This is a genomic window from Magnetococcus sp. PR-3 (assembly GCF_036689865.1).
In the GTDB taxonomy this organism is placed as follows: Bacteria; Pseudomonadota; Magnetococcia; order Magnetococcales; family Magnetococcaceae; genus Magnetococcus.
Window position 1 is genome coordinate 54,941 of the sequence record NZ_JBAHUQ010000018.1, and the last position, 13,791, is coordinate 68,731.

The following is a 13,791-nucleotide window of genomic DNA, read 5'->3' on the forward strand; positions in this document are numbered from 1 at the left end:
CTTTACCCAAGCTTGCTGGTTGGGTTAAGTTCATCCGGTGAAGATATGTCATGTCACCGTTTTGCCAATGGGTTGGTCTGTGGGGGCTTGTGGCGTACTGTTGTTTAATCTGCCGTGCGTCTGAATGAGAACCAGGGCAGCCTTGATTTTGAGGGACTTTAAAGAATGGCATCCGATAAATTCCGCCTTGTAACCCGTAGTGATTTTGATGGTCTGGTCTGTGCCGTGCTCTTCAAAGAGCTGGATATGATCGATGACATCAAGTTTGTACATCCCAAGGATATGCAGGATGGTACCATCCATATCACCGAACGGGATATCACGACCAACTTGCCATATGTACCTGGCTGCCACCTCTGCTTTGATCACCACCACAGTGAAACTGTGCGTGTGAACCAGGGTAATGGTTTGCCTGAAAATATGATCATTGATGGTGCAGCGCCCTCTGCAGCCCGTGTAGTCTATGACTACTATGGTGGCAAAGAGAAGTTCCCGACCATTTCTGATGATATGATGGTTGAGGTCGATAAAGCTGACTCTGCCCAGTACAATGAAGAGGAAGTTCTGTTTGCCGACGGTTGGGCGTTGATGAACTTCTTAATGGACGCTCGGACTGGGCTTGGCCGTTTTCGTCATTTCCGCATCTCCAACTATGAGTTGATGATGCAGTTGATCGATTATTGCCGTAACCATACGATCGAAGAAATTTTGGCGCTGCCGGATGTTAAAGAGCGGGTTGATCTTTACTTTGAACAGGAAACACTGTTCAAAACCCAAATTCAGATGCGTACCAAAATTAAAGAAAATTTGGCGATCCTTGATCTGCGTATGGATGAAACCATTCATGCAGGTAACCGCTTCATCGTTTATGCGCTCTATCCTCAGTGCAACATCTCCATGCACGTTTTGTGGGGTAAAGATCGTAAAAATACGGTGTTTGCTTTGGGTAAATCCATTTTCAACCGCAGTTCCAAAACCAATATTGGTGAGCTGTGTTTGAAGTATGGTGGGGGTGGTCACCATGCTGCAGGAACCTGTCAGGTTCCTAATGAAGATTATATGCGGGTTCAAAAAGAGTTGCTGGATGCCATTATTAGCGATGGTTGATCCGCACACTAATCTACCTGCAGATGCACCGACAAACGCCGACCTTAGGGTCGGCGTTTGTCATTTACAGGTCTGGTCACCAGGCGGTGAATTGTCACGGTTGGTTCCTCAAGTCTGCGCAGCTTTAGAAAAAAGTGGCGCTGTGGTGCAACGCCTGGAGCCTCATGGGTTGGATGGTATGATCATTCCCTTTGAGGCTTTGCCGTCCAGCCATCTATCCGCATTTTTAGAGCATGTGCAGTTGGCAGGGATGTGGGAATGGCAGCTTGAGGATGTGAGTGGGGTGGATATCCTGCAAGGGGTCGTATGGGTGCCGTGGTGTGGGGGTGGTGCATGGGGTATGCAGAGCTTGGAAAGTGAGGGGCGATGAATCTTAATCAGCTACGTTATGTGCTCGCGGTTGCCCAAGAGGGTAATTTTAGTCGTGCAGCCAAGCGCTGTCACGTCAGCCAACCCTCTCTCAGTGTTGCCGTACGCAACCTGGAAGAGGAGCTTGAGGTGATCTTATTTGAGCGCTTTAAACATGAGGTGCGGGTAACCCCTGAAGGGGAGCGGGTCCTGGTACGGATTAAACAGGCCCTTGAGGCGGTGGAGCATATTCGTCAAACCGCACGGGGAGAGGATGCCGATCCTCTAAAGGGCTCTTTGCGCTTAGGTGCTATCTTTACCATCGCTCCTTATCTGTTCCCTGGCTTTGTACCGGAGCTTCATCGGCAAGCCCCTGATCTGACGCTACTGTTGGAAGAGAACTTTACAGCGGTTTTGTCAGAAAAGCTGAAACGGGGGGAGCTGGATGCAATGGTCATCGCCTTGCCCTATGATGAACCAGGTATTGTTACCCAGCCGATCTATGATGAGCCTTTTGTCGTTGGGGTGCCTGCTGATCATGGCTGGGTGGATCGTAATGATCTGGATGGAAATGATCTGGCCTCTGAGCAGTTGTTGTTGTTGGGAAAAGGGCACTGCTTTCGTGATCAAGTTTTGGAAATCTGCCCTGCTTGCCATCAGGTAGCCGATACGGTGACAGGCATGCACAATATTATTGAAGGGAGTTCACTGGAGACCATTCGGCATATGGTTGCTTCAGGTGTGGGTATTACGGTGTTACCGCTGGGCTCTATTACCACCATGGTTTGTAGTGCGATGAACTGTCCAGAACAGAGCCGCTCGGCGCTGCGCTATGCTTATTTTAAAGATCCTGCCCCTGTGCGGCGGGTGGCTTTGGCTTGGCGAGAGTCCTTCCCCAACCCAGAAATTTTTGAACAGGTAGTTCAAGCGCTCCAGGCTGGTATGCCAAAGCAAATGAAAGAGCTCTAAGCATCCATCACAAAAGGCTGTTACTGTTTGCCGCCTTATACATAGTCGGGTCGAGCCGCGTGTGTCTGCGCTGTTTTGGCGCACTACCCGGGCAAGATCGGTGATCTTAAGCCTGGTGAGGATCCTTTTTTATTCTGTGGACAATGATGAATAAAAGGCCCTGGAGCTATCGTTGTAAGCCCTATGGCATAAAAGGTGAGGTCTGAAGGTCGGTAAAACTTGCTCAAATGAGGATTGTTAAAAGGTATTTAATCTATTTTTCCCCGTTGTTTGGCTGTGTGGTTTGAGCCTTGTGATTTTCAAGGTAGCGCCAGCCCAGCTAATGAAGTCTAGCTCTAGGAGGGTGGCCTTCATCACCTTATGGTTGAGGGCCGTTATCGACACACCTTGACGATACTAAAGCTTCTTACGCCGGCTCGAACGTGCGCATCTACTCCTAAATCCCAAGCATATATGCCGTCTGAGCGTGAAATCTTTCAGCGGTTTACCGTTCTCCTAGCCGAGGTATCCCAAAAGAGTGGGGCCGTCACATGCTCATGGGGGCTCCCTCTAACCTTAAAAGGACAACTGCGCCTGTAGTTGCAGTGATGTTCTATTCTATCGATGGCGTCGAATGGATAGAGGCTGATCGCACGGGTATAAACACTAGGGTTTCAGGTTGTTTTGAGCACGATGACCATGACCGTTCTATGGTGAGTCTCATGTGACCCTGTAAGAGGCCTTTGGGCAATCTTTATCTCTTCATATCTTTTGGGGGCGTACAGGTAGCTCCAGGTGTGGTGAGGTCGGCGGTACCTTATGCCTATTTGCCTTTTATCTGCGTGACCTGGACCATGGGTTCCCTACATGCAGACCTAGCTTTACTCGGCTGTGATATATAGTTGGCGATGATGGGCCGTAGCAGCTAAACTGGCAGAGTGAGGCATAATGGCGCAGGATAATAACCTGTGTTGAGGGGGTTCTTTATTGGGGAGTTCTAATTGTGAAGAGTGCGCAACACGTTCTGACTAATGTTGATTGGAAATCTGATGAACTGGTTGATCTTTCAAAGATTAATCCTCAATTGGTTCTGGTTTTTGGTTCGGTCGCTTTTTTTGACAAGGCCGACTTTGTTACACGTTTAAATCACTGTTTTCCTGCAGCACAATTGGTTGGCTGTACAACCGCTGGTGAGATTACAGCCGATGGGGTGTTTGATGATCACTGCGTGGTGACCGCGGTACAGTTTGATGGGGTGCAAATTCATATCGCACATAATGAAGTGGGGGCGATGGAAGCATCCAAACAGGCTGGCGTGCAACTGGGGGAAACTCTCAAACCCCACCAACCTTCTGCAGTGCTGTTGTTTGGTAAGGGATTGGCCATTAATGGCAGTGGTGTTATTGAAGGGCTGATCGAGAACCTTGGGCAAGATATTCCCATTACTGGAGGTTTAGCCGGAGATGGTGGGAAGTTTGAACGCACCCTGGTTTTAACCCCTCAAGGTATTTCTGATGATCAAGTCGTTGCCGTGGGTTTGTGTGGAGAGGCTGTCCGTATCGGCCATGGTTCCTTCGGTGGGTGGTCTCCTTTTGGTCCTCCACGTAAAGTGACCCGCTGTGAAGGTAATGTACTCTTTGAGTTAGATAATGAACCTGCCTTGAATATTTATAAAAAATATTTGGGTGAATATGCCAAAGATCTACCGGCCTCTGGCTTGCTGTTTCCATTTGAAATGCTCAATGCGGACCATGAACAGGTCGGTTTGATCCGTACCATCCTGGGGGTTGATGAAGAGGCTGGTTCTCTGGTGCTCGCAGGGGATATTGATGCAGAAGGGTATCTCCGTCTGATGCATGCCAGTACCGATGGTTTGGTTGATGGTGCAGAACAAGCCGCTCAAGCAACACGTGAGCGGGTCGGGGGGGGCATTCGTGATGGCTTGGCCATTTTGGTGAGCTGTGTGGGGCGCAAGCTCGTCATGGGGGATCAAGTGGATGAAGAGGTCGAAGTTGTGGCAGAAACCCTTGGAGGTGATGTGGTTTTGACCGGTTTTTACTCCTATGGTGAAATCAGCCCTTTTTCAACCACAACAGACTGTAAGCTACACAATCAGACCATGACGGTAACCTTTATCCATGAAGTTTGAGCCATTAATGACCAATTTGGGTAGGGAAGCCTGATTATGCACCGTTTACTGCTGCGACAGCTTCGGCGTTCTATGGGTTTGACCAGCGAGGAGGCCGTGGAGAGCCTTCTCGCTGAGGTTGATCAATTACCAGATCAAACCCTTTCTGCTGAAAGTGTTCAGGCACTTCATGGGCTTAAAACGCTGCTAAATCGTGTTGAGCAGACCTATGAGCAAAATGAGCGGGATTTAAACTTAAGAAACCGCTCTTTGCATTTAAGTTCAGATGAACTCTCCCATGCCAATGAACAGTTGCGTCATGAAAAGGTTCGGCAGGATACGGTGTTGGCCGCTTTGCGAGAGACCGCCAACCATCTGTTGGAGGCCGATCAGCAGCCTATGTTGGGGGAGGATGAAGCCAGCCTTGAGCAGCTCTCTGAGTTAATGTCTCGGTTGGCTGTGGAGCGTTCAGAATTTCAACGTCATCTGGAGCGGCAAAAGTTCGCTCTGGATGAACACGCCATTGTAAGCATTACCGATACTCAAGGAACCATCCTCTATGCCAATGATCGTTTTTGTCAAATAAGTGGCTATGAGCGGGATGAGATTCTTGGCAAAAATCACCGTTTGGTTAACTCAGGCCTCCATGATAAACGCTTTTTTGAACAGATGTGGCAAACCATTGGCCAAGGTGAGGTGTGGAATGGTGAGGTTTGCAATAAAGCCAAAAATGGTGACCGCTATTGGGTGTCAGCGACCATTGTTCCCTTTTTAAATGATCAGGGTGAACCCGTTCAGTATATTGCAATTCGAACAGATATTACCCAGCAGAAAGAGTTGGAAACGGAGATTGATGAGAGTCGCCGCTTCTTGCAAAATATCAGTGATAACATGGGCGAAGGTGTGTTTGCCCTGGATACTCAAGGGTGTTGTACATTCCTAAATCCTGAGGCTGAGTGGTTGTTGGGCTGGAACCAGCAGGAGCTCGCCAGTCGCTCATTCCATGATGCGGTTCATTTTCAAAACTCCGAAGGATTACCTGTTTCAGAATCCGAGTGTCCGGCCAATCAATCTGTGCTTGCTGGGGAGGCCTATCGCTCGGATGAGGATATCTTTACCCGCCGAGATGGTAGTACTTTTCCTGTGAATATCGCCGTGGTCCCTATTCGTGAAGGGGGTACCATTACCGGTGCAGTTGGGGTGTTCCAAGATATTACGGAAAGTAAGCAGATCCAGAGCCAGCTCAAACAGAGTGAAGAACGATTACAGATTGCATTGGATGCTTCCAATACCGGTTTTTGGGATTGGGATCCACAGCAGGACCGCGCTTTCTTTAGTGACCAGTGGCTCTCAATGGTGGGGTTGGCGCAAGGTGAATTGCTCAATAACAGTACCGGTTGGCTGGGGTTGATGCATGAGGAGGATCTTCCTCATGTGGAGCGGGAGCTGCAGGCTCATTTGCAAGGGCAACGCAAGGATTATGAAGTAGAGTTCCGTATGCGCCATAAACAGGGGCATTGGGTCTGGATCCTTAGTGCTGGACGGGTGATCGAACGGGATGAAGATAAACGCCCTTTGCGTATGGCGGGTATCCACAAAGATATTAGTGACCGTAAACGGGTTGAGGATGAACTAAAACAGGCCATGTTGGATGCGGAGAGTGCCAACCGTTCCAAGTCAGAGTTTTTAGCCAATATGAGTCATGAAATCCGCACCCCTATGAATGGTGTGGTCGGGATGTTAGAGCTGCTGGCCAATACGGAATTGACCGAAGAGCAGCACAGCCATATGCGCACAGCTCGGAACTCAGCAGAGAGTTTGCTTACCATCATTAATGACATTCTTGATTTTTCAAAAATTGAAGCGGGCAAGCTAGAGCTCGAAGAGATCCCCTTTGATTTGGCCGAATTAGTGGAAGATGTTACCTCCCTTCTGGCCCAGCGGGTGGATAGTGAAAAGCTGGAACTGCTGCACAACACCCCGCCAAAAATGCCCAGCCAGTTACGTGGTGACCCTACTCGGGTACGTCAGGTGTTGGTGAATTTGGTTGGAAATGCGGTGAAATTTACCCCCGAAGGGGAGGTAGAGGTCCGCATGACCATTGAGCATCATCAAGAGCAGAGTATCACCATCAATACAGAAGTCAGAGATACCGGGATTGGGATTGATGATGCCATGCGCCCCCGGTTGTTTCGTATGTTCACCCAGGCTGATGGTTCTACCACGCGGCGCTTTGGTGGAACAGGTTTGGGGCTGGCCATTAGTAAGCAGTTGGTTGAGTTGATGGGAGGGCGTGTTGGTTTTTCCAGTCAGGTCGGGCAAGGGTCTACTTTCTGGTTCCGGGTTACCTACCCTGTGGTCGAAGGGGCTTCTAAGCCAACACAAGGTGTGGAGTCCCTAAAAGGTTTACGTGCCTTGGTGGTGGATGATAATGCCACCAACCGTAATTTGCTGGGACGCTATTTGGGGGGGTGGGATGTTACCCACCTGGAGTGTTCCAGTGCGGAACAGGCATTGGAAAAAATTGAAGATGCCGCCAAGTTTGGGCTCTCTTTTGACCTGGCAATTCTGGATCTGCTTATGCCCGGTATGGACGGTTTGGAGCTGGCTGAGCGTATTACGCACATGGTTAGCCGTAAGCAGATTAAACCCCTACATATGGTATTGCTGACCTCTGCCCACGCAAGGCGAGAGGAGCTGGAAAAAGCCGGTGTGGTGGCGGCGCTTTCAAAACCGATCCGTCAGGCTCAGCTTTTAGCTCTGCTGGGGCAGGTTGTGCGGGGTGAACGTACGGTAGAGGGGCATGAGGGGCGTCAAGGTAACGGAAACATGGAGAGTGTTTTTGATGCCCATGTGTTGCTGGTAGAAGATCACCCCATTAATCAGCAGGTGGCGCGGGGTATGCTCACGGGGCTTGGCTGTCGGGTGGAGATTGCCAGCGATGGTCACGAAGGGGTGCGGTTGTTTGCCCGTAACCGATATGACCTGGTGCTCATGGATATTCAAATGCCCGGAATGGATGGGTATGAAACCACCAATGCCATCCGTCAAATGGAGCGCAGTGAACGTTGGAAGCGGACACCCATTGTGGCGCTAACGGCCAATGCGATGGAACAAGATCGGGATCGCTGCCTGGCGGCGGATATGGATGATTATTTAAGTAAGCCTATTAATCTAGACCGTTTAAAAACCTCCTTATCACGTTGGCTTCAGGTGTTGCAGGAGGGGGCTGAGGTCTCACAGGGGAGTGGTGAGGTCCAGGCCGAGGTGGCGCAAAACCCCGCAGGAACTGAAGATCCTTCGGCTGGGGCATCTGAGCAAGCCTCGGCGTTGGCTGCGTCAGAGTGGGTGGACCAGCGCACTTTAAAAACATTAAAAAGCTCCATGTCGGTTATTGAGGGTGGGTTTGAACAGATTTTAGATGCTTATTTAGAAAGTACCCCTCAGGCATTAGAGAGTATTGAGGCAGGTGTTTTAGATGGTGATGCCGTACGTGTTCGTGGTGCGGCACATAATCTCAAGTCCACCAGTTTAAGCTTGGGTGCACATGCACTGGGCGAGGTGGCTAAAGAGATCGAGCTTTGCGGCAAAGAGGGCAAGCTTGATGATCTCTCTGCTCTCTTACAAAAAGCCAAGGCGCTCTATATGCAGGTCAGCAAACAGTTGGAACTGGAAAAACAACGTCTATAATTCCACCTTTCCATGATGTATTCCGTGAGGAAGTGTGACTTTTCCTGACAAAAGAGCATAAGAAGCTTGCCTTTTTTCTCAATGTATCCGATCTATTGATATCGGCCTGCATAAGTCTCTATTGATATATAGTGGTCTGTGGAGATAATGCAAAGGTCTATGCTGGTTTTAGAATGGCTGAGACCTGGGTGCTATCCATGATGTTTTGGGGGATGTTTTAATATGAGTTTATTGGGCAAACGCTCCATCTCTTTTCGAGTCATGGTGCTTGTCGGTGTCTTAGGTACGTTGAGTTTAGCCATTATGGGGTTTTTTCTGCTGCAACGTATGGAAGCCGAGCTTGTAGACCAAAACCGGAGTTCCCTGGCACAATTGGCCAATAATGCCAAGTTGGGTTTAGAGAATTTGATGGTGGCTGGGGCACGGAAAAATACCCATAAATTTACCGATACACTCAAAAAAGAGAGTGGCTTTATTGTTTTGCGTAGAGATGGCAGTGAAGCGTTTGTGGCTGGCAACGATAAAGTAGATTTAGGTGAGCAAGGTGCCGTTGCGTTGGCGCAAGCCTTTAAGTCTGAAAAGGCGGTGGAGTATGAGTCGCTTGTTAATGGCAAACGCCATTTAGGCTTTTTAATCCCCATGCTGAACCGGGCATCCTGCCATACCTGTCATGAGGGGGAGGGTAATATCCGTGGGGTCTTTTATTTGACCCGTGATCTCACCCCTGTTTTAACCCGTGTTGCAGATGCCCGTTTCATGGCCTTTGTCGTGACTTTCCTCTGTATTGTGCTCTTTATCGCGGCGTTGTGGGTCATTTTAGGACGTCATCTAAAATCCCCTCTGACAGATCTTAAGAATGCTGTTGTCTCCCTCAGTGAAGGACGTTTGACAACCCGACTGGATGAAGGCGAGAACCAGGATGAAGTGGGGATGATCACCCACGGGGTTAATGAAATGGCCAACCGCCTGACCCAGATGATCCGCCTTATTCATCTGCAAAGTGCCTCTCTGGATGCCTCAATCTCTGAACTGCTTGAAGCAAAAAACCAATTGTTGCATGAGTCTGAAGATAACCATGTCCTGACCAAGGGGGTTGTGGATGAACATAGCCGTGTGCATCAAGGCATGGCACGTATCCAGTCTGCTACCCAAGGGGTGAATAAAGAGGTAGCCGCTATTTTTGGTGAGACAGAGACCTTATCTCAAGCCGTGCAAGGGGTTGCCAATGGTACGGAAGAGGTCAATGGCTATATGAACCGTACCAGTCAATCGGCGCATCAAATTAGTGAGTCGGTCATCGGGGTTGCTGAGGATGTCAACTCTGTTGCGGATGCCACACAAATTCTGAGTGATCTGGTTACCCGAATGCGAGGTGCGCTAGAGGCGGTCAGTGAACTTTCATCCACAGCATCCGAGCAGTCGGATCAAGCACATGCCCTGACGGAACAGACCAACGAGGTGATGGGGCGTCTGACCGCTTCGGCCACGGAGATCGGCAAAGTGGTGAAAATGATTCACCGTATTGCGGAAGAGACCAGCATGTTGGCGCTGAACGCGTCTATTGAAGCCGCAGGGGCAGGTGAAGCGGGTAAAGGTTTTGCTGTGGTGGCCAATGAGGTTAAAGAGTTGGCATCGCAAACAGCCGATGCGACGAAAATGATCACCAACTATGTGGATGAAATTCGTTCTGGTACCGAAGCCGCAACCGGTGCAACCATTCAAATTAGTGAGGTGATTACCTCTCTAAATGAAGTGAATAAAGAGATTAACCTAGGCATGACCGAGCAAAATGAAGTGCTGGGTCAGGTTGATCATGCCATGGATACGGTGGTCCAAGGGGGGCAGTTACTGAACCAACGTATGGAACAGCTCTCAGATTCTGCAGATATGGTGGTGGATGCCTCCAGTCATGCGGCTCAACAGACGGCACAGATTGCTGATAACACTTCAGAAGCCTCCAATAGTGCAAGACGGGTGAGCCAACGTAATCAGGAGCTCAAAGAGAGCTTTGCCGCGACGGTATCTACCACCGAAGAGGTTGGTCTGGCTACTGAAACAGCCGACGGACAGGTCAAAGAGATTTTTGAAAATCATGGTACAGTTATGGGGTCCATTCGTCACTTGGGGTTGCTGATTGAGACAACCGCTGGTGCTGGAGATAAGCTACGTAACGCCAGTGCCAGTTTGGATGTTGGAGACCTGCCGTTTGATATCCGTAAAGTAAAAGAGGCACATTTGAAATGGTTACGGAGCTTGGAGCAGATGATCGGTGGTAATACCGAAGTGATGAGCATGGATAAGCTGAGCAACCATGAAAAATGTGATTTGGGGCGGTGGTATTACAGTGAAGGAATCCAGAGATATGGCAATATCTCCCTTTTCCAGCAAATGGGCGCGGTCCATCAAAAAGTTCACCAAGTAGGCCGTGAAACCTGGGCGCTTGCAGAGAATGGTGATGAGGAAGCGGCCATTCATAGTATGGAGCGTTTACGGGGTATTAAAGATGAGCTTTTTGAGCTGATGGATCGATTGTTCTTAGAGGTCTCCCATTAAGGGAATGGTGCTTTCTTAAAGCGTTTAGTTAACAAAAAACCGTTTACGTTATGCGTAGACGGTTTTTTTTGATCTCTTTTCAAGGTTATTGGTGCAGGTGGATCTATGCTAAAGTAAAGGTCTCTTCCAAAATCTTATGAGATTCCCTGCATGGCTTTAGGTTTGCTCCAATCCCACTCTCGTGTGGCGGTGATGGCTCTGGTCGCTGGGCTCTACTTTGCCAGTGGCAAAGTAGGTCTTTTGTTTGCAACAGAGCATGACAACGTTACCCTCATCTGGCCACCGAGTGGTGTTGCGCTAGTGGCTCTGCTTTTGTATGGGCCACGTGTGATCCCTGCTGTTTGGCTGGGGGCCTTTCTGGTTAATATCACGACAGATATTTCACTATTCTCTGCCTTGGGTATTGCCACAGGTAATATGTTAGAGGCAGGGATTGCTTGGTGGCTACTTAATCAAAAAGAACCTTTTGATACAGGTTTAAGGCGTATTCGGGATGCCATCCGGTTGCTATTTTTTGCAGCGCTGGTCGCCACCCTGTGTAGTGCATCTATAGGTGTGCTCACCTTGGTTCTTTTACAGGGGGTTGGGAGCGCATCGGCACCGGTTATTTGGTTGGATTGGTGGTTGGGGGATGCCCTGGGGATTGTGGTGGTGGTACCGGTCTTTTTGGTCTGGTGGCATGCTGGCCTATCCTTTACGTCACCGGGCCAGCGCCGAGAGTTTCTGTTTGTCTGTCTCTCCTGGACGATCTTGTTGCTATTGGTTTTTGCCTGGCCAATTCAGAATCACCCTATGATGTCACTGTTGGCTTTTTTGCCTTTTCCTGTGGTGATCTGGAGTGGTTGGCGCTTTGGCCGACGCGGTGCCGTTACCATGGCTTTGATCTTTGCCCTGGCCGCTTTAATTGGTAGCGCGATGGGCCATACCTTGCTGCCTGCCGGCGATGATCATCAGAGGCTCATCCTTCTCCACAGTTTTATTACCCTGCTTTTCTTGGTGGGGTTGTTGTCCTCTATTGCCCAGCATCAGCAACGAATACATGCCGCGCAGTTGCAAACCGTTAACCGGGACTATGCCTTGGTCATGCATGCTAGCCCTGCACTGATCTGGCATATGGATGATCAGTTAAGGGTAACCCAGGCCAACGACAGGGCTTTGCAGGTATTAAACCTGAAGGCCAATGAGATCATGGGCAAGACCTTGTTTGACTTCTTTCCTGACAGCCATGCACGAACCTACCATCGGGAAAATCTAGAAGTACTAGAGCGTCGTTCTCCTGCACGGGGTGTGGTGGAGTTGGGGCCTGGGGAGGAGGGGACGCACTGGTACCGTAACGACCGTATTCCTCTGTACGATGATGAAGGCTGCTTGCTCAGTTTAACGCTGTTCATGACAGATGTGACGGAGACCAAACGTGCGGAGGATGCCCTACGTCAAAATGAGGCTTTTTATCGCTCGCTGGTGGAGTCTACCTTGGCGGTGCCTTGGAAGTTGGATCTAAAAAGCTTGGAATTTACCTATATGGGCCAACAGATTGAAAAAATGTTGGGCTACCCTGTGGATAGTTGGCGGGACTTAGAGGCTTGGAAACAACGCCTACACTCGGATGATCGGGATGAGGCAACCCGTTCTTTTTTAGAGAGTGGTTTACGAGGGGACAGCCAAGAGTTCGAATATCGCGCAGTTCATGCAGACGGACATACCGTTTGGGTGCGAGATGTTGTGAGTGTCTTGATGGGGAGCGATGGGCCCAAAGAGTTACAGGGGTTTATGTTTGATATCAGTGCAGATAAAAAGCATCAGGTTCAGTTGCGGGCCGCCAAAGAGACCGCTGAGATTGCCAACCGGGCTAAAAGCGAGTTTCTGGCGACAATGAGCCATGAAATACGCACCCCCATGAATGTTGTCATCGGTATGGGTGACCTGCTGATGGAGAGTGCATTAGATGAGCACCAGCAACACTATGTAGAACGTCTACAGCGGGCGGGTGGAACCCTGCTGGATTTGATTAATGATATTCTGGATCTCTCCAAAATTGAGTCCGGTTCATTAGAGCTGGAGTGTAAGCCCTTTTCTCCCCAATATTTGCTCGCCTCTGTTGGCGAGCTGTTTAGTGTAGAGGCTCAGGCAAAAGGTGTCAGGCTGGAGTGGGGGGCTATGCTTGCTAAGCTTCCGGAACAGTGGGTGGGAGATGAAGTTCGGTTACGCCAAATTTTAATCAACCTTCTGGGTAATGCGCTTAAGTTTACCGATCAGGGAGAGGTGGTGTTGATGGCAGGGCTTGATACCAGGCCGGAAGGTGAATGGTTGGTTTTTGAGGTGCATGATAGTGGTATCGGCATGGATCAAACGCAGATCGCACGTATTTTTGATGCGTTCACTCAGGCTGATTCCAGTATCACCCGTCGTTATGGTGGCACCGGCTTAGGGTTGGCCATTACACGACGACTGATTAAAAAGATGCACGGTTCGCTATGGGTGAATAGTGAACCAGAGCATGGTTCTCTCTTTACCGTGCAGCTACCACGCTGTGCGGAGGTCTCTTTGAGGGAAAAGGCCCCACAAACACCTGTTCTACCCGCTGTTGTACCAAGTAGCTCACGCCCTATGCGGGTACTCCTTGCTGAGGATTCAGAAGATAACCGCCTATTAATAGACCACTACCTGAAGGGTTCGCCACACCAACTAAAGATGGCGGTTAATGGGCAAGAGGCCTTGGCTTTGGTCAAACAACAGCCATTTGACTTAATTCTTATGGATATGCAAATGCCCATTATGGATGGCTATAGTGCCGTTAGGGCCATACGGGCTTATGAAAAAGAGCAGCAAGTGGCCCCCAGTACCATCGTGGCATTAACCGCCCATGCCCTGCAGGGGGATGCCCAAAAAAGTTTGGATGCCGGGTGTGACGAGCACCTGACCAAGCCGATAAAAAAACAGGTTTTGTTAGGTGTCTTACAGGCTTATGCTGTTCAGTTGGGACAGAAAAGCTAGGCAAACTCTTTTTTTAACCTTTT

At 49.5% G+C, this 13,791-nt stretch carries 7 protein-coding genes; all 7 read left to right on the forward strand.

Going from position 1 to position 13,791, the window contains the following annotated elements; all coding sequences use genetic code 11:
- The first annotated feature begins 165 nt into the window (after window positions 1-165).
- The 7 genes from V5T57_RS11695 to V5T57_RS11725 all read left to right on the forward strand — a co-directional run bounded on the left by V5T57_RS11695 (window position 166) and on the right by V5T57_RS11725 (window position 13,768).
- Complete coding sequence (locus V5T57_RS11695; protein WP_332891401.1) at window positions 166-1,107, forward strand: exopolyphosphatase; 942 nt, start codon at window positions 166-168, stop codon at window positions 1,105-1,107.
- Window positions 1,085-1,477, forward strand: a complete 393-nt coding sequence (locus tag V5T57_RS11700) for a hypothetical protein (RefSeq protein WP_332891402.1) — start codon at window positions 1,085-1,087, stop codon at window positions 1,475-1,477. The genes V5T57_RS11695 and V5T57_RS11700 overlap by 23 nt, the downstream gene beginning before the upstream one ends.
- Entirely contained in the window at window positions 1,474-2,424 is a 951-nt protein-coding gene (locus tag V5T57_RS11705; RefSeq protein ID WP_332891403.1) for a hydrogen peroxide-inducible genes activator, read from the forward strand. Before V5T57_RS11700 ends, V5T57_RS11705 begins: the two co-directional genes overlap by 4 nt.
- Window positions 2,425-3,406: 982 nt before the next feature.
- On the forward strand, window positions 3,407-4,552 hold the full coding sequence (locus V5T57_RS11710) for an FIST signal transduction protein (protein WP_332891404.1): 1,146 nt from the start codon (window positions 3,407-3,409) through the stop codon (window positions 4,550-4,552).
- 36 nt (window positions 4,553-4,588) lie between these two features.
- A complete protein-coding gene (locus V5T57_RS11715; protein WP_332891405.1) occupies window positions 4,589-8,221 on the forward strand; it encodes a PAS domain S-box protein in 3,633 nt (1,210 codons plus the stop codon).
- 222 nt (window positions 8,222-8,443) lie between these two features.
- Window positions 8,444-10,774, forward strand: coding sequence for a methyl-accepting chemotaxis protein (locus tag V5T57_RS11720; RefSeq protein ID WP_332891406.1), 2,331 nt, complete (start codon window positions 8,444-8,446; stop codon window positions 10,772-10,774).
- A 150-nt stretch (window positions 10,775-10,924) separates the two neighbouring features.
- The gene (locus tag V5T57_RS11725) at window positions 10,925-13,768 is read left to right on the forward strand and encodes an MASE1 domain-containing protein (protein ID WP_332891407.1); all 2,844 of its coding nucleotides are present in this window, start codon (window positions 10,925-10,927) and stop codon (window positions 13,766-13,768) included.
- The last annotated feature ends 23 nt before the right edge of the window (window positions 13,769-13,791 follow it).

Excerpts from the sequence above, each read along its gene's own strand:
- V5T57_RS11700 (WP_332891402.1), top strand. The coding sequence starts at position 1,085 with ATGCCATTATTAGCGATGGTTGATCCGCACACTAATCTACCTGCAGAT.
- V5T57_RS11715 (WP_332891405.1), top strand. The coding sequence starts at position 4,589 with ATGCACCGTTTACTGCTGCGACAGCTTCGGCGTTCTATGGGTTTGACC.
- V5T57_RS11695 (WP_332891401.1), top strand. The coding sequence starts at position 166 with ATGGCATCCGATAAATTCCGCCTTGTAACCCGTAGTGATTTTGATGGT.
- V5T57_RS11705 (WP_332891403.1), top strand. The coding sequence starts at position 1,474 with ATGAATCTTAATCAGCTACGTTATGTGCTCGCGGTTGCCCAAGAGGGT.
- V5T57_RS11725 (WP_332891407.1), top strand. The coding sequence starts at position 10,925 with ATGGCTTTAGGTTTGCTCCAATCCCACTCTCGTGTGGCGGTGATGGCT.
- V5T57_RS11720 (WP_332891406.1), top strand. The coding sequence starts at position 8,444 with ATGAGTTTATTGGGCAAACGCTCCATCTCTTTTCGAGTCATGGTGCTT.